The sequence below is a fragment of the Streptomyces sp. NPDC104202 genome (assembly GCF_055584185.1).
Genome location: NZ_JBVJMN010000060.1, coordinates 34,216 through 53,038, shown reverse-complemented (window position 1 = coordinate 53,038; position 18,823 = coordinate 34,216). Strand labels below are relative to the sequence as shown.

Annotated in this window: 21 protein-coding genes, 1 tRNA gene and 1 pseudogene; 6 read left to right on the top strand and 17 right to left on the bottom strand. The window is 69.8% G+C overall.

Annotated elements, in window-relative coordinates:
• The 12 genes and pseudogenes from ACZ60W_RS30160 to ACZ60W_RS30105 all read right to left on the bottom strand — a co-directional run.
• A pseudogene (locus tag ACZ60W_RS30160) lies at window positions 1–74 on the bottom strand (GlsB/YeaQ/YmgE family stress response membrane protein); the annotation flags it as partial.
• 108 nt (window positions 75–182) lie between these two features.
• On the bottom strand, window positions 183–734 hold the full coding sequence (locus tag ACZ60W_RS30155) for a cysteine hydrolase family protein (protein ID WP_469758550.1): 552 nt from the start codon (window positions 732–734) through the stop codon (window positions 183–185).
• A 333-nt stretch (window positions 735–1,067) separates the two neighbouring features.
• Entirely contained in the window at window positions 1,068–1,298 is a 231-nt protein-coding gene (locus ACZ60W_RS30150) for a DUF6479 family protein (protein WP_469758549.1), read from the bottom strand.
• Window positions 1,299–1,690: 392 nt separating this feature from the next.
• Entirely contained in the window at window positions 1,691–2,392 is a 702-nt protein-coding gene (locus ACZ60W_RS30145; protein WP_469758548.1) for a DUF6766 family protein, read from the bottom strand.
• A gap of 81 nt (window positions 2,393–2,473) precedes the next feature.
• The gene (locus ACZ60W_RS30140) at window positions 2,474–2,923 is read right to left on the bottom strand and encodes a hypothetical protein (protein WP_469758547.1); all 450 of its coding nucleotides are present in this window, start codon (window positions 2,921–2,923) and stop codon (window positions 2,474–2,476) included.
• Window positions 2,920–3,396 (bottom strand): hemerythrin domain-containing protein, encoded by a 477-nt coding sequence (locus ACZ60W_RS30135; protein ID WP_469758546.1) that lies wholly within the window; start codon window positions 3,394–3,396, stop codon window positions 2,920–2,922. The genes ACZ60W_RS30140 and ACZ60W_RS30135 overlap by 4 nt, the downstream gene beginning before the upstream one ends.
• Window positions 3,397–3,628: 232 nt before the next feature.
• Window positions 3,629–5,218 carry a phytoene desaturase family protein gene (locus ACZ60W_RS30130; RefSeq protein WP_469758545.1) on the bottom strand — a complete coding sequence of 530 codons (1,590 nt, stop codon included), beginning with the start codon at window positions 5,216–5,218 and terminating at the stop codon, window positions 3,629–3,631.
• Complete coding sequence (locus ACZ60W_RS30125) at window positions 5,211–5,519, bottom strand: hypothetical protein (protein ID WP_469758544.1); 309 nt, start codon at window positions 5,517–5,519, stop codon at window positions 5,211–5,213. Before ACZ60W_RS30125 ends, ACZ60W_RS30130 begins: the two co-directional genes overlap by 8 nt.
• A 197-nt stretch (window positions 5,520–5,716) precedes the next feature.
• Window positions 5,717–6,046 carry a plasmid stabilization protein gene (locus tag ACZ60W_RS30120; RefSeq protein ID WP_469758543.1) on the bottom strand — a complete coding sequence of 110 codons (330 nt, stop codon included), beginning with the start codon at window positions 6,044–6,046 and terminating at the stop codon, window positions 5,717–5,719.
• Between the two features lie 494 nt (window positions 6,047–6,540).
• Window positions 6,541–6,861 carry a hypothetical protein gene (locus tag ACZ60W_RS30115; RefSeq protein ID WP_469758542.1) on the bottom strand — a complete coding sequence of 107 codons (321 nt, stop codon included), beginning with the start codon at window positions 6,859–6,861 and terminating at the stop codon, window positions 6,541–6,543.
• Window positions 6,858–7,751 carry an SDR family oxidoreductase gene (locus ACZ60W_RS30110; protein WP_469758541.1) on the bottom strand — a complete coding sequence of 298 codons (894 nt, stop codon included), beginning with the start codon at window positions 7,749–7,751 and terminating at the stop codon, window positions 6,858–6,860. Before ACZ60W_RS30110 ends, ACZ60W_RS30115 begins: the two co-directional genes overlap by 4 nt.
• A 30-nt stretch (window positions 7,752–7,781) precedes the next feature.
• Window positions 7,782–8,411 carry a flavodoxin family protein gene (locus ACZ60W_RS30105; RefSeq protein ID WP_469758540.1) on the bottom strand — a complete coding sequence of 210 codons (630 nt, stop codon included), beginning with the start codon at window positions 8,409–8,411 and terminating at the stop codon, window positions 7,782–7,784.
• Window positions 8,412–9,144: 733 nt separating this feature from the next.
• Between ACZ60W_RS30105 and ACZ60W_RS30100 the strand changes: the two genes are divergently transcribed.
• Together ACZ60W_RS30100 and ACZ60W_RS30095 are read left to right on the top strand one after the other, a co-directional pair.
• Window positions 9,145–9,345 carry a cold-shock protein gene (locus ACZ60W_RS30100; RefSeq protein ID WP_469758539.1) on the top strand — a complete coding sequence of 67 codons (201 nt, stop codon included), beginning with the start codon at window positions 9,145–9,147 and terminating at the stop codon, window positions 9,343–9,345.
• A gap of 58 nt (window positions 9,346–9,403) precedes the next feature.
• Window positions 9,404–9,480: transfer RNA gene (locus tag ACZ60W_RS30095), tRNA-Met, on the top strand.
• Window positions 9,481–9,554: 74 nt separating this feature from the next.
• On the opposite strand, the gene ACZ60W_RS30090 is transcribed toward ACZ60W_RS30095, so the two are convergent.
• Together ACZ60W_RS30090 and ACZ60W_RS30085 are read right to left on the bottom strand one after the other, a co-directional pair.
• Window positions 9,555–10,709 (bottom strand): glutathione-independent formaldehyde dehydrogenase, encoded by a 1,155-nt coding sequence (locus ACZ60W_RS30090; RefSeq protein ID WP_469758538.1) that lies wholly within the window; start codon window positions 10,707–10,709, stop codon window positions 9,555–9,557.
• Between the two features lie 319 nt (window positions 10,710–11,028).
• Window positions 11,029–12,051 (bottom strand): DNA topoisomerase IB, encoded by a 1,023-nt coding sequence (locus ACZ60W_RS30085; protein WP_469758537.1) that lies wholly within the window; start codon window positions 12,049–12,051, stop codon window positions 11,029–11,031.
• 820 nt (window positions 12,052–12,871) lie between these two features.
• Here ACZ60W_RS30085 and ACZ60W_RS30080 point away from each other — a divergent pair.
• Together ACZ60W_RS30080 and ACZ60W_RS30075 are read left to right on the top strand one after the other, a co-directional pair.
• Window positions 12,872–13,531 (top strand): hypothetical protein, encoded by a 660-nt coding sequence (locus ACZ60W_RS30080; RefSeq protein WP_469758556.1) that lies wholly within the window; start codon window positions 12,872–12,874, stop codon window positions 13,529–13,531.
• Between the two features lie 55 nt (window positions 13,532–13,586).
• Window positions 13,587–14,273 carry a class F sortase gene (locus tag ACZ60W_RS30075; RefSeq protein WP_469758536.1) on the top strand — a complete coding sequence of 229 codons (687 nt, stop codon included), beginning with the start codon at window positions 13,587–13,589 and terminating at the stop codon, window positions 14,271–14,273.
• Between the two features lie 8 nt (window positions 14,274–14,281).
• On the opposite strand, the gene ACZ60W_RS30070 is transcribed toward ACZ60W_RS30075, so the two are convergent.
• Complete coding sequence (locus ACZ60W_RS30070) at window positions 14,282–14,452, bottom strand: hypothetical protein (RefSeq protein WP_469758558.1); 171 nt, start codon at window positions 14,450–14,452, stop codon at window positions 14,282–14,284.
• Between the two features lie 16 nt (window positions 14,453–14,468).
• Window positions 14,469–14,825 carry a PRC-barrel domain-containing protein gene (locus tag ACZ60W_RS30065; protein ID WP_469758535.1) on the bottom strand — a complete coding sequence of 119 codons (357 nt, stop codon included), beginning with the start codon at window positions 14,823–14,825 and terminating at the stop codon, window positions 14,469–14,471.
• A 427-nt stretch (window positions 14,826–15,252) separates the two neighbouring features.
• Between ACZ60W_RS30065 and ACZ60W_RS30060 the strand changes: the two genes are divergently transcribed.
• Complete coding sequence (locus tag ACZ60W_RS30060; RefSeq protein ID WP_469758534.1) at window positions 15,253–17,739, top strand: molybdopterin oxidoreductase family protein; 2,487 nt, start codon at window positions 15,253–15,255, stop codon at window positions 17,737–17,739.
• Window positions 17,736–18,224: a hypothetical protein gene (locus ACZ60W_RS30055; RefSeq protein ID WP_469758533.1), complete on the top strand. Its 489-nt coding sequence runs from the start codon at window positions 17,736–17,738 to the stop codon at window positions 18,222–18,224. The genes ACZ60W_RS30060 and ACZ60W_RS30055 overlap by 4 nt, the downstream gene beginning before the upstream one ends.
• 63 nt (window positions 18,225–18,287) lie before the next feature.
• Here the strand turns inward: ACZ60W_RS30055 and ACZ60W_RS30050 are convergent, their stop codons facing one another.
• Window positions 18,288–18,686: a YybH family protein gene (locus tag ACZ60W_RS30050; RefSeq protein ID WP_469758532.1), complete on the bottom strand. Its 399-nt coding sequence runs from the start codon at window positions 18,684–18,686 to the stop codon at window positions 18,288–18,290.
• Window positions 18,687–18,823 lie beyond the last annotated feature (137 nt).

The window sequence follows — 18,823 nt, the reverse complement described above, 5'->3', positions numbered from 1 at the left end:
TCCTTGCCCGGCATGAGGGCCTTGGCGATGGCTCCGGCGATCAGGCCGATGAGGATCCACGCGATGATGCCCATAGTGCCGCTCCACTTCGTCATGTAAAGGCTGTGTTAGCTCTCGTGTGCGCCGGCATCACCCCGGTAAACCTCTACCTCAGCGGCACACGCGAAGAAAAGTTCTGCTGGCTACGGCCTGACCTGGTCGAGGGCGAGGTCATCCAGCTGGACGAGCGTGGTGGACATGTTGGTCTCCATCATGCGCAGAGCAGCGCACGCCAGCTCCGGATCGATGTGCGCGACGGCCTGAGGAACCACGCTGACGTCGAAGTGACGGATGTGCGCGTCCAGGGCTGAGTACAAGATGCACTGCTCCGTGACCTGCCCGCACAGCACGAGACGCTGGACCCCCAGCTGCCCGAGAAGGTAGTGGAGGGGGGTTTCGAAGAAGATCGAGTGACGGGCTTTGACGATGAAGAGCGAGTCTTGGTCGGGCACGACGGGATCGACGAGTTCGGGATGGTGCCCGGCAAGGGCGGCGTCGATCAGCTCGCCGTGGTGGGAGCGCCATTGGCCGAAGTTGTCGTTCACGTAGATGACGGGGAGCGAGGCGCCCCGGGCACGCTTGAGGAGTTCCTGGACGGACGGCAGGGCGTCGCGGACGGAGGGGACCAGTGCGTCAGCGTCGTCGTGGTCGTAGCTGTTCAGCATGTCGATCACGATGAGGGCCGTGTCCGACATCGAATCGCCTCCTCACACTGCTCTCAGGGCGCAGGAGCCATCGTCCGCCTGCCGCAACCTCGGGGCACGGCGGACGCTCCGATGCAGCGGCGTCCAGAGCATGACCTTGTGCGTGGAAGTCATGGCGTGCCCAATCGTCCGGAACGTTCGACGATTCACAGGGCGGCTGCCCGACCTGTGCGAGATGAATGCGGGTGGGTCGGCATCGGTTTCCAGGTGGACACGCGCCCCGGAGAGGGCAGCCGGTGTCGGAGGGAGTACGGCAGGTTCGTCACCATGCAGGGGGAAGCAGTGCGCCTGCCCGCCTGACGATGACGTAATTGGCCTGGGATGTCAGCGGTGGACGTCGCCCTCGTCGGGGTCGTGGTCAGGGGTCTGCCATGACTGTGCGCGTTGCCGCGCTGCGGCGTTCTGCTGCTGCGGCTGGGCGGGAGCTTTGCGCCGGGCGCTGCGCCTGCTGCCGAACCAGAACGCTCCGATGAGGAGGGCGGCTACGACGACGCCGGCGAGAATGAGGAAGAGAGGGGCGCTGCCTTCGGCGGCGAGCTGTTCGAGGGCGATCATGCCGTGCGCCTACCCAGGGCGAGGCCGTTCACCACCGACGCCGAGGGCCGTTCACCACCGACGCCGGGGGCGTTCACACCCCAAGTACGGTCGTACCAGATCAGGTCTGGTGGGCGGCGAGCCCGAACCCGGCAGGTCCAGCGTCCACCGGTCTGTCGCGGACCGTCATCGTGGGCCGGCACGTTCTTGCGGCCCTATAGGCAGGCTGTGGCGGCTTCGCCCCAGGTGCGGCCGGACGTACTCAGGGGGCGTTTCCGTGCCGCAGTGCCGCAGTGCCGCAGTGCCGCAGTGCCGCAGTGCCGCAGTGCCGCAGTGCCGCAGGGCGGCAGTGCGGTGCGGTGGTGTCGGTCGGCGTGGGTCGGCCGTGCCGGGATGCCTCGGGCCAACGGGGTTCAGCCTTCGACTCCGGTGGAGGTGTGCGCGGCTCCGACAGGTTTGGACTCGGGGGAGCCGCGCTGACGGAGGTAGACGGAGAGGATGGCCATGGCGGCAACTGCCAGGAGTTCGGACTGCCAGTTCTGCAAGGACCGGTTCCAGAAGTCGGCCGAGGCCAGGTAGGCGGGCCAGGAGATGGGTGGCTGGAGTTCACGGAGTTGCTGCTCGTTGTAGGCCGCGGTGCCGGCGATGGACTGGGCGAGCCAGGACAGCAGGAACAGCGATGCCATGACGATGCCCAGGGAGCGTGCGTAGAGGTGCTGGCGCCAGTCCTTCGTTCCCGCCCAGCGGGGGGAATGCGCCGTGGCGTGGTCGCCGACCTTCTGCTCGCGGTCGCTTTCCGTGCCTGCCTTGTGGAGTTCCTTGGATTCGGGGGAGCCACGCTGCAGGAGCCAGACGGTTCCGAAGATGTAGAGGGAGAACTGCAGGAACTCCGACTGCCAGTTCTCGGTGACGTCGACGGCGAAGTCGGACGACATCAGGTACTCGCCGAGCGTCAACTGCTGCATGCCGTCGACGGCGAGTGCCTCGTTGAATTCGGCGTGCCCGGCCAGGGCCTGGCCGGCGAGGACCAGCAGGAAGGCGATTCCGAAGGCGAGGGTGAGGCTGTTGTCGTGCAAGAAGCGTGGCCGGCGGTGCTCGTTGAGGGGACGGTTCACCGGTACATCACCCCGATGGCGGTGAAGTAACCCAGTCCGCCCACGATGACCACGAGGCAGGTGACGAACAGGACGCGCATCTCAGCCGCCCTTCACGATGCACTGGTAGGGCTTGCCCGGCTGCGGTTCGCAGCCGGCCGCCACGACCATCCACCCCTCGTCGAACTGCGACAGGAACAACGTGTCCCCCTCCAGACGCAGCAGCGCCTGGCGCCCGTACACCTGTGTCGTGCGGACGGGGTCCGCGGCCGGGAGGTGCTCGTCGGCCAGAGCCGTCCCGCAAGGCTTGTCACTGTCCTGTTCCAGCTGGCGTCGGGTCTGCGGGGCCAGGAGCGTGCACGCTGCGTTGTAGTCGGCGCGGGCGAGCGTGTCCTCGAACGCGATGGCTGCCTGACGCGCGCTTTCCAGCCGGGGTTCGGACGCCCCGCACCCGCCCAGCACGAGAACCATCACGGCCGCGGCCAGTGCTGCCAGCGCCGGACGACGGCGCCAGCTTGCACGATTCGGGCGGGTCGACTCGGCCGTGCTCATCTGTTCGCTGCGCTCGGTACCGCGAGCGGATCGCGTGGCGCCTTGCCCTTCTGCGTTTCGAGCTGCCGGCCGATCTCGGTGAGGCGGTTGCGGCCCATGGCCTTGCGGACGTCGGGGAACCACTCCTCTTCTTCCTCCTCCACGTGGTGACGGACGTTCTCCATCAAAACGTTCATCGTGGCTTTGAAGCGTTCGTCGGCCGGGTCCATGTCCTTGAGCTCGGACAGCATCCACACGACTGCGTGATGCTCCTCGATACTTTCGAGGATGTGATCGGTCGTGTCGGGAGCGGCTTCGCGTGCGGCCGGGTAGAAAACCTGCTCCTCGATCCAGGCATGGACCGTGAGTTCCTCGATCACCTCGTCGGCGATGCTGCGCCGCTCCGCCAGATCGACGTCCTGGGTCTTCTCGAACCCCTTGAACAGCTTCTCCACGACCTTGTGGTCATCGCGCAGCAACACGAGCGCGTCCACATGGCTCCCTTCGCAGTGGCAGTACTCCCGACGTACAGCCGGGCACCATCACCCACGATCCCCGGCCTGCGCAGCGAGCCTGGTGCCCTTGGCCGCCGACGCCACGGCATTCCGCCCGCCCGGCCTAAGCCACGTCCGCCGGGAGCCGTCACGCGATCCGGGCGGACACGGGTCTCGACGTGGCGCGGCGCACCCCTGGCGGCAACGGCCTCGTGCTCCCAGGGGCACGGCGTCATACGCGCTGGGCGTCGTGGAGCAGGCGGGACCAGCCGTGGGAGCGCAGGGCGGCCCGGGCGGCGTTGGCGCCGGGCGCGCCGTGAACGCCGCCGCCGGGGTGCGCGGCTGCGGAGGCCAGGTACAGGTGTCTGACAGGTGTCTCGGGTCGGCCGGTCCCGGGCGTGGGCCGGAAGACGAGCTGCTGGTGCAGGGCGGTGGTGCCGTTGTTGATGGCGCCGTTGTGGAGGTTCTCGTCCAGAGCCTGCAAGGTGGTGGGGGCCAGGATGCGGCGGGCGGCGATCCGTTCGCGGAAGCCCGGTGCGAAGGCTTCCACCTGGGCTTCGACGCGGTCGGCCATGGCCCGCTGCTCGCGGTCGTCCCAACGGCCGGTGATGCCGTCGGGGCCGGCATCGGCGGTGATGTCCTGCGGAAGATGGGTGTACGCCCACGCCGACTCGGTGCCGGACGGTGACCGGCTCGGATCGGCGGTCGTCATCTGCCCGAAGAGGGTGAACGGCTCGTCGGGGACCTGCCGGGCGGCGATCTGAGCCGCGAAGCGGGTGAGTGCGTCGAGGCCGCGGGCGAGGTGGACGGTCCCCGCGCCGGCCGCTTGTGGCGCCGTCCACGGCACCGGGCCGGTCAGGGCCCAGTCGACCTTGAAGGTCGCGAAGTCCCACTGGAAGCGATCCAGGTCCCGCACCAGACGGCTGGGGAGATGCTCCTCGCCGACCAGGTCCCGGTACAGGGCCTGCGCAGAGGTGTCGGCCAGGACGGCCCGGCGCGCCCCGACGGTTTCCCCGCCGGTGGTCCTGACGCCGGTCGCGGTGCCGGACCGCAGGAGGACGGCCTCGACGCGCTCGCCGCAGCGCAGGATGCCGCCGCGGCGCCGCAGCCGGTGGGTGAGCGCCGCGGTGAGCGCGCCGGCCCCTCCCACGGGGACGGGGAAGCCGTGGCTCTGCCCGAGCATCGACATCAGCCAGCCGAAGCCGCCGCTGCCCGCCGCCTCGGGGGGCAGATCCGCGTGCAGGGCGTTCCCGGCGAGCAGGATCCGGCCGCCCTCGCCGGCGAACTCCTCCTCGCCCAGACGGCGCACCGGCAGGGCCAGCTTCCTGGCCAGCCGCAGCCCTCCCGACGCCCGGACCTTCGCGGCCAGCCGCACCCCGGAGCGCACCGGGGGGAAGGGCGTGAACAGAGCCTGGACGAGATCCGGCCCGAGCCGGCTCCATGCCCGGTACATCTCCAGCCAGGCTGCGCCGTCCTCGCCGGCGAACCCTGCCAGCCCCGCGCAGGTGTCCTCCACCCGGCGTTCCAGCACCGCACACCGCCCGTCGGGCAGGGGATGAGCCAGGACGGCAGGGGCGTGGCTCCAGCGCAGGCCCTCGGCGGCCAGGTCCAGGCGGGCCAGTACCGGGGAAGCGGCGGCGAGCGGATAGAAGGCGCTGAAGACGTCCGACACATACTCGGGGTGCACCCCGCGGTCACTGCGCACGGCCCCGCCGGGTTCCGCCTGCGCCTCCAGGACCTCCACGCTCCACCCGGCATCGACGAGGAGATTGGCGGCCACCAGTCCGTTGGGGCCTGCGCCGATCACCACCGCGTCAGGCATCGAGCACCTCCCGGGGCTGCTGCTCGACGAGTCTGGCCAGGCGGGCCAGCATGCCTCGGTGTCGGAGCTGGAGGAGCCCCTCGCTCACGGAGTTGTGCAGGGAGCCGCCCAGCCCGCGCAGTGGGTGCTCGTCGCACACGACGAGCGTCTCCTCGCCCCATGGCCGCAGCTGGAGGAAGATCCGAGCCGTGCCCAGAGACTTGAAAGCCGCCTCCAGCTCCAGCTCTTTGCCGGTCTCCTGGTGACGTACGGTCGTGGAACCCTCGGCCGACCAAGGGCCCAGCCGGATGGTGTAGCGCAACCGGGATCCCGCTGCGGGCCAAGTGGCATCGAGCGGCGTGGACTGCGAGGGGCCCACCACCCACTCCCCGTACCGCGTGGGATCGGCGAGGACTGCCCACACGGAACGGGGCGGACGGCGGACGAGCTGGTGACGGACGGCCACAGGAAATCCTCCTGAATGCGATACGGAATCCGGCCTGAGAGTCCGATCCCAGGTCAGTGGCCGAGGGCGTTCTTGAGCTGCTGCTTGGTCATCGTGGAGCGGCCCTCGATGCCGCGCTGCTTCGCCTCCTGGTACAGGTCGTCCTTGGTGCGACCCGACGAGCTGCCCCCGCCACCTGACTTCTCGCCACCCCGCTGCGAGGCGGACTTGCCCTGGGTCGAACTACGGCTCGCGGTCTTGCTCTCGCCCGAACGCGCGCGTTCCTTGTTCACCGTCCGGGAAGCCATCTCCTTCGCCCGGCCCTCGGACATCCCCCGCTTCTCCCCGGACTCCTTGATGTGCTCGTACTGGCGCTCACGCTTGGCGCTGGATCCTCGAGGCATGACGTGACCCTCCTCGTCGTGCGAAACCACGGTCGCGCTGCACGTACCCGTATAACGACGTATTCCACGCGAAGCAGACAAGGATTCCGTGAGAAGCCGCCCAGCCCGGACCTGCCGGACGGGGCGAGCGGGGGACCGGCAGGCGTTCACCGCCCGCCGTCGAGGGGGGACTCACCCGCCGGGACCGCTCGTCGCAGCGCTGCCCCGCAACGTTGCCGGCGAGCGCCTCCAGAGCCCCTGCGCAGGACGCGGGCGGCACGGGCCCAGCGAGGTGCCCACCCTGCGCGCCCGACCGTGCACACCATGCAGGGGGCGGCGTCGAAGCGGGAGGGCGGGCGCCCCGTCCGGTGACGCTCCGGCCCGTGCCGTGTCCCAGGACGTCCGTGCGGGGGTTGCGCACCGCGGCCAGCAAGCGGGTGGCCATCGGCTCGGTCTCCGAGCGGAGCGGGGAGGGCATGGATGCGGCGACGATGTCGAGCCGTTCGAGCAGGTCGTCATCCTGGCCGAGGGAGCCGTCGGATGGCGGTCTTCGGTGCCGGCGGCCGCGAGGTCCCGTGCGGCGCGGGCGTTCGCCCCGGATGCGGCTCCAGGTGGACGAGGTAGTCCGGCACGGCACCGGTGGACGCCTGGGAGATCGCCTGGGCGGTGACCGGACCCACGGCGCGCAGGCGTGCGGCCCGGGCGGCGTCCACCGGACCCAGCGGCAGGTCCGGCACGGCATCGGCCGCGGTGTGGAGGGCACGGACCCGGTACGGTGAGGCCCCACGCCGTTCGAGGAGAAAGGCGATCCGGCGCAGGGCGTCGCCCGGCGTCACGGCAGGGGAGTTCCGCCGGTGGCGTTGACGATCTCACCGGTGATGTAGGACGCCTGGTGGGAGGCGAGGAACACGTACGCGGGCGCCATCTCCGCCGGCTGCGCGGGCCTGCCTAGCGGCGACTGCTCACCGAACTTCGTCGCGTCGGGCATCGTCGCGGGGATCAGGGGCGTCCACACCGGCCCGGGGGCCACGGCGTTGGCGCGGATGCCCCGCTCGGCGAGCATCTGGGCGAGGCTGTGGGTGAAGGAGACGATCGCGGACTTCGTCATGGCGTAGTCCAGGAGATGCGGGCTGGGCTGATAGCCCTGCACGGAAGTGGTGTTGATCACCGAGCCGCCGCGCGGCATGTGGGCCAGCGCCGCCTTGGTCAGCCAGAACATCCCGTACAGGTTTGTCTTCATCACCCGGTCGAACTGCTCGGTGGTGATCGCCTCGATCCCGTCCGGCTGGGACATCTGGTAGGCGGCGTTGTTGACGAGCAGGTCGAGGCCGCCCAGCTCGCTGACGGCCGTGGCGACGAGGTCGGTGCACTCGCGTTCGTAGCGGATGTCGCAGGCGACCGCCACCGCCGCGCGCCCGGCGTCACGGATGAGACGGGCGGTCTCCTCGGCCTCGTCCGCCTCCTCGGGCAGATACGTGAAGACGACGTCGGCGCCCTCCCGGGCGAAAGCCAGACAGACGGCCCTGCCGATGCCCGAGTCCCCGCCGGTGACCAGCGCCTTGCGGCCGCGCAGCAGATCACGCCCCTGGTAGGAGTCCTCACCGTGATCCGGGCGCGGATCCATGGCCTCGGTCGAACCGGGATGGTCCTGGTCCTGGTTAGGAAAGGGCGGACGGGGATACAGCGACACCGGGTCGGTCAGACGGGCTTGGTCGTGGGAAGGCATCGGAGCCTCCTTCCAGCGCAGGGGGTGAGGTCAGGCGGACGGGGGGTAGGCGGCTGCCTTGAGGCGGCGGGCGAGGTGTGCGGTGTTCGAGGCGAGGGTCTTGGTCGTGGCGGCGGTCTTCTCGGGGGTCTTGTCGAGGTCCTGGTAGTCGGTGCCCTGCATGGCTTCGCCGACCCAGTAGGTGACGGCGTGGGGGGCGAGGGAGAAGCCGACGTCGTTGAGGCCCTGGAAGAGGTCGGCGCTGACCTTGTGGGCGCCGTCCTCGTTGCCGACGACGCAGACGGCGGCGACCTTGCCGTAGGTGAGCGGGCGGCCCTCGTCGTCACTCTCGCCGAGTTCGGCGTCGAGCCGTTCCAGGACGCGCTGGGCGATGCTGGCGGGATGCCCGAGCCAGATCGGTGTGGACAGGATCAGGATGTCGCACCCGAGGATCGTGTCGCGGATCTCCGGCCAGGCGTCGCCGTCTCCCATGTCGACTCCGACGCCCGGCTTGACGTCGTGGTCGGCGATCCGGATCACCTTCCCCGTGACGCCGTGATCGGACAGGGCGGCCATGGTCTGCTCCGCCAGCAGCTGAGAGCTGGAGGCCTTCGGCGACGGCGAGAGCGTGCAGACCAGTGCGACGGCACGCAGGGGCGTGGTTTCGGTCGTGGTGTCCATGTCGTCCGGCTACCCGCATGGGCATCGCGTATCCCGCTCGCGGTGACAGACCCCCCGTACGCCTCCTCCACCGCAGCTCACGAGACGTGGTGCCTCGGCCGGCTCCCTGGGGCGGGCTGACCGCATGAAGGAAAACCCAAGCGCACTGCAGGGAGAGGATGTGAGCCCGTCGATGCCCGTCACCTGCCCGGCGCCGCGACCGCGCTCATCAGTGCCGCTGCCCCTGGACCCCGAAGACGTGCCCCGCCAGACCAGACTGCTGATCAGCACTGTCGGAGTCCGCGACACACTCATCGGATCGCCATGCTCACCGCGGGCAGCGAGGAAGTCCGGAGCTCCGCCACGTGGCGCCGAGGGGCAGCCGACGCCGGCGACGCGGTCCTGTTCGGCACCCTGCTCGAGACCACAGACGCGCGCCTCCCAGTGGCGGCTCCCGCCTCGACCTGGGCGGCCCTGTCCGCTCTGAGCCTGTGGAGCGGCCGGCCGTGACCGACGCCGGCCCGAGAAGAGCGGCGCGCCGGCAGTCAGCTCGGCGCTCCCGCGCTCCGCCGCAGGCCCTACGTTCATGAAGAGCAGCGCCGCGACCCTTCTGCCGGGCTGCTTTGAACTCACGGGCGGATGATCAAACGACGGAGCCGTCAGTGGGGTAGAACGGACCATGGGCCCGCTCCTCAAGGCGCAGGCTCCTCACGACACAGGCCGGGAAACCCGGCAAGATCGAACGGACACAAGCATGGCCAGCGGTACCGTGAAGTGGTTCAACGCCGAGAAGGGTTTCGGGTTCATCGCCCAGGACGGCGGCCCTGACGTCTTCGCCCATTACTCCAACATCTCCGGCAACGGGTTCCGCGAACTCGTCGAGGGCGAAGCGGTCACCTTCGACGTCACGCAGGGCCAGAAGGGTCCGCAGGCCGAGAACATCGTCCGCGGCTGATCCACTGACAGAATGCTCAGCACCCCGCGTCGCCTGCTGTATACGGTGGGACCACCGACGCGGGGTGGAGCAGCTCGGTAGCTCCCTGGGCTCATAACCCAGAGGTCGCGGGTTCGAATCCTGTCCCCGCTACCAACACACAGGGGTCCGGCCCAGCCGGGCCCCTGGTGCGTTCCCCGGTGACAGACCCCAAGTGCCCACGGCCTGTGTCATCCGCCGGGGTGCAGAACGACTTTGGTCCATCCGTCGTCGCGGTTGTCGAAGCGTTCATACGCCTCGGGTGCCTCATCGAGGCCGAGTTCGTGGGACACGAGGAAACTGGGTTCGGCCTTCCCGCCGGCGATGAGGTCGCGCAGGGCCCGGTTGTAGCGCTTGACCGGGGCCTGGCCGGTGCCGATGTGCTGGCCCTTGAACCACAGCATGCCGAAGTCGATCGGGATCCTGCCCTGGGCCGCGAGCTCGCCCTGGGCCTCGGCGCCGCCCGGGTCCTCGGGGATGAACACTCCGACAACTCCGAGACTGCCGGTGAACCGCACGGCGTCGATCAGCCCGTTCATGGTCAGACTCGCGTCCTCCTCACCCTGCGGGTCATGAGCCTGATAACCGACGCACTCGCAGCCGTTGTCGGCCCCCAACCCCAAGGTGGCCTCCTTGACGACCTCTCCCGGGTCCTGCTCGGCCGTGTTGACGGGGATGGCGCCGATCTGTTCCGCCAGCCGCAGCCGGTCGGGTTGGTGGTCGGCGACCCACACCCGCCCGGCGCCCTTGAGGAGCGCCGAGTAGGCGGCCATCAGGCCGACCGGCCCGGCGCCGTAGACGATGGTCTGGTCGCCGGGCTTCACGCCCGCCATCTCGGTGGCGTGGTAGCCGGTGGGGAAGATGTCGGCCAGCATCACGTAGTCGAGCTGACGCTCGCCGGCGTCCTCGCCCAGGCGCAGGGCGTTGAAGTCCCCGTAGGGCACCCGCAGCAGTTCTGCCTGACCGCCCTGGTACGGGCCCATCTCCGCGAAGCCGTAGGCCGCGCCCGCCATGTCTGCCTTGGGCTGCATGGTCAGGCAGTAGTTCGTCAGGCCCTGCTCGCACTGCTTGCAGAACCCGCAGGCGATGTTGAAGGGCAGGACCACCCAGTCCCCGACCTGGACCTTGCTGACCGCCTTGCCGGTCTCGACGACCTGGCCGAGGTTCTCGTGCCCCATCGCCCGGCCCGTCTCGAACGAGGTCCGCCCCTCGTACATGTGCAGGTCGGAACCACAGATGTTGGTGGTGGTGATCTTGACCAGGATGTCATTGGGGTGCTCGATCCGCGCATCCGGAACGTCCTTGACCGTCACCGTGCGCGGACCTTCGTACACTGCCGCTTTCATGATCGCTCCTAACTCGCCGTCGCACCTCGTGTCGACGGCGACCGATGGCCAAGGAGCCGGTGGAACGGGGGGACGACTGCCCCTCGCGCGGGCGCGGTGAACGCTCCGTCGCCCGGCTCCCACGGATCGCCAAGCACCTGCCCGAGGCTCACGACGGAAAACGCCTCCTCTGCAAAGCCACGGACTCTGGCCCGATCGCCTCCGGGCGCCCGACCATCAAGGTGAAACAAGCGCCGCAGGAAAGCGTGGAACTCCTTCAGCGGGTGAGCGGTCCCGTGAGCACGATCACCAGTCGGGCGCGCTGCGGGCCTGTGAGGCGCTACTTGTCTGCCGATCGCAGAAGTTGCAGAACGGCACGTTCGACGCGGCCGTGGGTGGCCGGGCGGCCGAGAACGCCTTCCTCGCCCAGCTTGCCCAGGGCGGCCGCGATGGTCTCCCCTTGCTCGTAGAGCTCGATGACGCGCGGGTCGATGTAGGACGCCCGGCACACGGCCGGGGTGTTGCCCAGGTACCCGCTGACCTCGCGCACGGCACGGGAGACGACCCTGGCGCGACGGGCGGGGGAGGCATCGGTGGTGCCGTCGGAGACCGCCAGGGCGACCGCGGCCAGGACGGTGGCGGACCACGTCCGGAAGTCCTTCGCGGTCACGTCCTGTCCCGACCGGTCTTGCAGGTAGGCATTGAGGTCGTCGCCATGCAACTCGTGCCACGCTGCGCGCTCCCAGTACATGAACAGCCGTGGGCCCTCGTCTCTGCGCCGGAGCTGGGCACGGATCACCGCGTGCGCTGGTGCGTCCACGAGGACACGCGTCATGTCCTTGCCGGATTTGGCGGGGAAGTGAAGGCGGATTTCACCGCCTCGGCAGGCAGCGTGTTCGCGAAGCAGAGTCGTCAGGCCGAAACTGCCGTTGTCGCGAGCGTAAGTCTCTCCGCCGATACGGAGGAAACCCAGATCCAGCAGGCGCGTCAGACACGCCAGGACGCGGGTCCGTGTCAGTCCGCGCCCGTCGATGTCGATGGCCACCTGGTCCCGCAAGCGGGGCAGGGAACGGGCGACGCGCTGCACGTGCTCGTGCTTGGCGGCGTCCTGCTGCTCGCGGAAATGGGGGTGGTAGAGGTACTGGCGCCGTCCGGCGGCGTCCGTCCCCACCGCCTGGATATGGCCGTTCGGCCAGGGACAGATCCAGACGTCCTGCCAGGCCGGCGGGATCACCAGAGCACGCACCCGGTCACGATCGGCGGGAGACAGAGACTGCCCGTCCCCGCCGAGGTAGCGGAACCCGCGGCCGTGGCGCACGCGACGCCACCCCGGCGCGTGGGGGTCGCTGGTCCGCAGCCGCACAGCCGCCCTCAGTCCTCGTCCGGATGCGCCTGTGTGCGCAGGACCCATGCCTGGCCCGTGCAGTCGTAGGGCAGGGGAGGGAACCGATGCCCGCGGACATCGGTGCTCTTGCTCCACACGTGCTCCCGGCCACAATCACACGCGTAGATGCCACTCTGCGTGACGATTTCGCCTGGTTTCTTCTCTTCTACGTCATTCATGCTGAGCCTCTGCCCCCTTACTGGCGGCCCATCCGGAGGCCATGGGCCCGTCAGCAGAGAGTCGGCCGACCAGGTCCAAGACGATCCTCACGCCGTAGCCGGTCCCGCGCCGCAGAGTGAGAGGGCCGGCGCGCCCCGCCGGACGCGAACGGGCCTGCGTGGCCGGCCGGTCGCGTGACAGCAGCAAGGGCGGCCCCTGTCTCGTCGAAACCGGGGCCGCCCTCAGTCCAGTAATGCACAAGAGAACTGGAGGAGCCCAGCATCACTCACGCGGCTGCGATTCCGCGATACGACGCGCTCCCGGCTGCCCTGGCCACAGCCACCCGCAGGCAGCCTGCCTCGCCGGCCCCATGCCGCGAAGAAGGAATTTTCCTGGAAGCGGGCATCCAGCCCAGACCGGCCCAAGCTCCGGCTGCTCACTGGTCCCAGCCTGGGGCCGCCACCCTGGGGGAGTGGTTCAGGGGTGACCAGCTCACGGCCGCGGTGGTGGCGTGGCGCGAGGGCATCGAGCCGGTGGCAGACGCCCGAGGGGCGCGCGGCGGCCTCCCGGAAGTCGCTGCGGTCGCTCCTCGCCGACACGGCCCTCGCAGGGCCTCGGCTGTCCGGGAGGCTCCTGCCCTCTGCGTCTGACCGGCATCCGTGCTGGTGCCACCGCGGCCGCGGCTGCCGCCATCGCCGGCGTCGCCCTCATCGGCGCCCCGGCCGCCCACGCCGCTCCCGGTGACAGCGGTGACCTCAACGTCCGTTCCGCGGGCTGGCATTCACGCGGCCAGGACGGGGTCGAGGTCTGCGCGTTCACGCTGGTGGCGAGCAACTTCGAGTCCTTCCCGGCGGTCCCCTGGACGATCACCGAGCAGCCGCCGACCGTACCGCCGGGTGACACCCTGGTCAGCACGCTGCCGCTGGTCAACGGCGCGGCCCGCAGCGAGCGCTACCTCCTGCCGGAAGGCACCTACCAGCTGGTGTGGACGGTCCCGTCCGGACCGAAGAACAGAACCTTCAAGATCGACTGTGATGGCCGTGCCGCGGGCCAGAGCGGGAGCCGTCCGGACCGTCCGAACAGCCGCCCCGCCACGGAGATCAACGCAGGCTCGGGCTACCAGCAGCCCTCCGGCGCCGTTCCGGCCGGCGGCGGCGGTGTCCCGGACATGCAGACGCTCAGCGCCGAGGGCGACTCCTCCTTCGGCACGGGTGCCGCGCTGACCGCCGGCGCCCTGGGCATCGCGGCGCTGGTCGTGGTCCGCCGGTCCGCGGTGCGCCGAGCCCGCAATGAGGCCTAGGCAGCAGCATCCCTCACGGCGGCGGCGGGGACCCAGTCGCGCATGCCGACTCACCATGACCCTGTCAGTGACGTTCGCGTCCCTGACGGGCATGGTGTCGGCCTGCTCCTCAGATGAGGAACCCGGTTCCTCAGCCGCCGTCGCCGGGGCCGTCCGTGCGGACGACGCCGCAGGCGGCGGCCCCCAGCCGGCCTCCTTGCCGGCCGCGCATGCGCCGCTGTCGCGCTCACGGCCGGTGAGGGTCGCCATCCCCGCCCTCTTCGTGGAAGCCCCCCTCATCCCTTTGCGCCTCGACAGCCGGGGACGACTCGGCGCCCCACCGCTGGACAAGCCGATGACGGCGGGCTGGCACCAAGCCGGACCGGCCCCCGGCGAAAAGGGCACAGCCGTCCTCGTCGGTCACCGCGACACCCCGACCGGACCCGCTGTCTTCCTCAACCTCAAGGTCCTTCACCGCGGCGACACCGTGAAAGTCACACGCGCCGACCGCACCGCCGCCGTCTTCACCGTCGACGAGGTGAGCACCTACGCCAAAAACACCTTCCCCGACCGCAAGGTCTACGGATCCACCGGCCGTGCCGAACTCAGACTTATTACCTGCGGCGGCCGCTTCGACAAGAAACACGGCTACGACGCCAACGTCATCGCCTTCGCCCACCTGACCGCACTGCACCAAGCGAAAGCACGAGCCCGCACAGCAGACCGGCAAGCCGCGGGGCTCGACAGCGATCCCGGCCGCTGACCGGGTGGCTAGCGGACCGGGCGCCGTCCAGCCCGCCTCAACCGTGCAGTTCCCAAGGCCAGCGCGACGACGAAGACGACGACGCCGATGACCAGGAGGTAGAAGAGCCCATCAGCGACCGCGCCCACGATGCCGAGGACGATCGCGGCGATGACGAGCAGCAGGACGAAGACCATCACGGCTTCTCTCCACGGTTCAGCGCCTGGCCAGGCGTCGCTCGCCGCCGGCGCCAGGCTGGTATTCCAGCTGGTAGTGCGCAAAGACCTGTGGTTCCTCCTCGGCCGGCAGCACCCCGTCGGTGTCGATGGCGGGAGCGTCCTTCACCAGGGACTTGCCGAAGGGGACCTTGAGATAGCCCGGACCGACCGTGGCGTCGGCGATGGGCACGAAGACCAGCCGGTGCCGGGTGGGCAGCCCGACCGTGACCGTCGCGAACGACGGTTCGTCCGTGGCGGTGTCCACGTAGACCGACTCAAGCGTGCCGATCTTCTTGCCGTCACTGTCGAGGACATCGTGCTCACGCCACTCCCGGACGTCGGCGATCTCGATCATCCATCAGCCTCCGTTGCGATCTGCGGTGACTCCATCATGTGGCCGGATGCGGGTTTCCGCCCGCGGCCGACCGCCCGGCGAGTCCCGCACCAGCGGTGAGCCTGGCCGTGACGCCGCCGTGCACCGGCGCGCGTCATCGGAGGAGACGGGCGCAATGCTCTCCAGCCGGGGCAGCGACAGCGCACCACATCGGCCACAAACTGCTCGGCCCTGCTCGCAACCAGAGCGGCAGGCCCCCTCATCCCCGCAACGAAGGGCGCTCGCGCCCCTACGGCCGCCGCCCGGATCTCGACGAGACGGTCGCTGCCGCAACCGGATGACTGGCGATTCCAAGGCGGGGAAGGGGCTGAGTGTGGTCGAAGACCGCACAGCCACTGCGGTTGAGGCGTACAGGGAGAGCCGTCGAAGAGCGGGCAAGGAGATCATGATGGAGTCTTCGGTGGACCGGATCGCCGATCCCTGGGGCGGCCGGGTGCCTCACGGACGTCACGAGCCGTGGGCGGCCCGGGTGGACACCTTCCTTGCCGAGGGCGTGGAGCCAGGCATGGTGCAGCGGTGGGTGCAAGCGGCGTCGATCCTGCACTCCGACGGGGACGCCATGGACATCGCAGTGATCGACGGCCGGATGGCCGGGGTGCGGGGGAGGGCCGTCGACCGGGTCAACCGCGGCAGGCTCGGCCCCAAGGACCTCTTCGGCTGGCAGGCCAACGCCTCACCCGACCGGCTGACCCGTCCGCTGGTCCGCGAGGGCGGACGCCTGGTGGAAACCGACTGGGACACCGCGATGGACCGCGTCGTGCCCCACTCCCGCAAACTCCTGGCCGAGCAGGGCCCAGGAGCCCTCGGCTTCTACACCAGCGGGCAGCTGTTCCTGGAGGAGTACTACACCCTCGCGGTACTGGCCCGGGCCGGCATCGGAACCAACCACCTGGACGGCAACACGCGCCTGTGCACCTCGACGGCGGCCGAGGCACTGAAGGAGTCCTTCGGCTGCGACGGGCAGCCCGGTAGCTACGACGACATCGACCACGCCGACGTCATCGCGCTCTTCGGCCACAACATCGCCGAGACGCAGCCTGTGCAGTGGATGCGCGTCCTGGACCGGCTGGAGGGAACCGACCCGCCCCGCCTGCTGTGCGTCGACCCCCGGCCCACCCCGGTGGCCCGCAGGGCCGCCGTGCATCTCGCTCCCCGTATCGGCACGAACGTCGCCCTGCTCAACGCCCTCCTGCACGAGATCATCCGCACCGACCGCGTCGACCACGACTACCTCCAGGCCCACACGGTCGGCTACGAGGAACTCGCGGACCGGGTCGCGACCTGCACACCCGCATGGGCGTCGGGCATCTGCGACGTGCCGGCAGCCCGGATCGTCGAAGCTGCCGAACTCCTGGGCACCGCCGACCGCCTGCTGTCCACCGTGCTGCAGGGCATCTACCAGTCCCACCAGGCCACCGCGGCCGCCGTCCAGGTCAACAACCTGCACCTGCTCCGAGGCATGCTCGGCAAGCCGGGCGCCGGGGTACTGCAGATGAACGGACAGCCCACCGCCCAGAACACCCGCGAATGCGGCGCCAACGGCGACCTGCCCGGCTTCCGCAACTGGCAGAACGACGCACACGTCGCCGACCTCGCGAAAGTCTGGAACGTCGACCCCACCACCATTCCCCACTACGCGCCGCCCACCCACGCGCTGCAGATGTTCCGCTACGCCGAACAGGGCACGCTGCGCATGCTCTGGATCAGTGGAACCAACCCCGCGGTCTCCCTGCCCGAGCTGGCCCGCGTCCGCTCCATCCTGTCGCAAGAGCGGCTCTTCACAGTGGTGCAGGACCTGTTCCTGACCGAAACCGCCCAGCTCGCGGACGTGGTGCTGCCGGCGGCGACCTGGGGGGAGAAGACCGGCACCTTCACCAACGCCGACCGCACCGTGCACCTCACGGACAAGGCCGTGGAGCCGCCCGGCGAGGCCAGGCCCGACCTCGACATCCTCCTCGACTACGCCCGCCGGATGGACTTCCGCGACAAGGACGACGCACCGCTGATCACCTGGCACGACCCGGAAAGCGCCTTCGAGGCATGGAAACGCTGCAGCGCAGGCCGTCCGTGCGACTACACCGGCCTGTCCTACGACATGCTGCGCGGCGGCAGCGGCATCCAGTGGCCCGTCAACGACCAAGCGCCACGAGGCACCCGGCGCCTCTACACCGACGGCATCACCTGGGCACACCCCGATGCCTGCGAGACCTACGGCAAGGACCTGGTCACCGGCGCGGGCGAGGACGCCGTGGCGTACCGATCCCTCAACCCCGACGGCAAAGCCATGATCAAGGCCGCCGAGTACCTCCCCCCGCACGAGGAACCGAGCGAGGACTACCCCTTCCAGCTCACCACCGGCCGCACCATCTACCACTTCCACACCCGTACCAAGACCGGCCGCTCACGCCAACTGAACACAGCAGCCCCCGACGTGTGGGTCGAGATCTCCGCACAGGACGCGGAGCGGACCGGGATCGGCGAAGGAGACCTGGTCGAGGTCACCACCCGTCGCGGCGCACTGCGGGGACGGCTGCGCGTCACCGACCTGCGCCCCGGAGTGCTCTTCGTGCCCTTCCACTACGGCTACTGCGACACCCCCGCCGGATCCGGTCCAGACGCCGGCACGGCGGGCCGCGCGGCCAACGAGACCACGATCACCGACTGGGATCCCGCCTCCAAACAGCCGATGTTCAAGACCGCCGCAGCCGCCCTCACCCGCGTCGCACACGGCGACGGAACTCCCTCACCGGCACCCACCACCGCCGCCTCCGCGCCCACGATCCCTCACCACGTACCCGCCACCACCGGCGGGCCCGCCGCGCACGTCACCCAGACGCCCCACCCCGCGCGGCACACCAAGGAGGTCGACCGGTGAACGGCATCCAGCACACCCTGAGCGCCCTCCACCAAGGCGAACGCGACCTCGTCCATCACCTCATGACCCTCTCCGAGCGCCACCGCGCCGAACACGAGGTCCACCACGTGGCCACCGACATCGCCGCCTGGTCACGAGAACACCTCCAAGCCCTGGCCGACATCGCCACCCACTACGACCTCACCCTTGACGACCCGCCCAAGGCGTCCGAAGGCCTGCGCACCACGCACGGGAAGAAAGCCCCGGACTCGACCGGCAGTCCCCCCGAACCCGGCCTGCTCCTCCTCCAAGACCTGCGCGACACCCATCTGGCGGCGGCGTACAACTCCCTGCACTGGGAGATGCTCGCCCAGGCCGCCCAGGCATCCAAGGACACCCGCCTCCTGGCCCTCGCCTCCTCCTGCCACCCCCAGACGCTGCGACAGATGCGCTGGACCAACACCATGATCAAAACCCTGTCGCCGCACCTGCTCACCAGCCGGTAGCAAGGCGACCGCCACCACGTGACGGGCGGCCGCACCATCGCCCAGCAGGCCGGGCTGATCGGCCTAGTCGCCCACCGTGTCGCCATGCCGGTGGGCGACGCGCCAGAAGCCGTCCTCCCGGCGGTACACCTGCGTGGCACGCAGCGTGTACGTCCGGGGCTGCCCGTTCACGGAGGCGGAAGTGTGTTCCAGACCCACGGTGTAGGCCATGTCGCCACGGACGTCGTAGGCCAACAGCTCACACGCGTACGAGGTGCAGTCGGAGAAGGCCTCCGCGAGGCTACTGAAGAGGGCCTGCACTTCCTCACGCCCCACGGCGTTGCGCCAGGCCCCCAGGACACTCACAGGCTCGGCACGCGACCACAGCGCACACCGAGGAGCGGCATCCCCCTGGTGCAGCGCGACCTCCGCCTCGTACAGCGAGGTTCTGACCCACTCAAGGAAGTCCTCACGATCAGACATGCCTCCATCATTGCCCGCCCCTGTGCCTGCGGCCCCAAAGGTCATCCGCAGCGGTACTCCCCGGGCTCCGAACGGCCCAGCCGACAGACCCTGGCCACCGCCCCTGCCGCGCATCGAGGCCCGGCGCACACGCACCG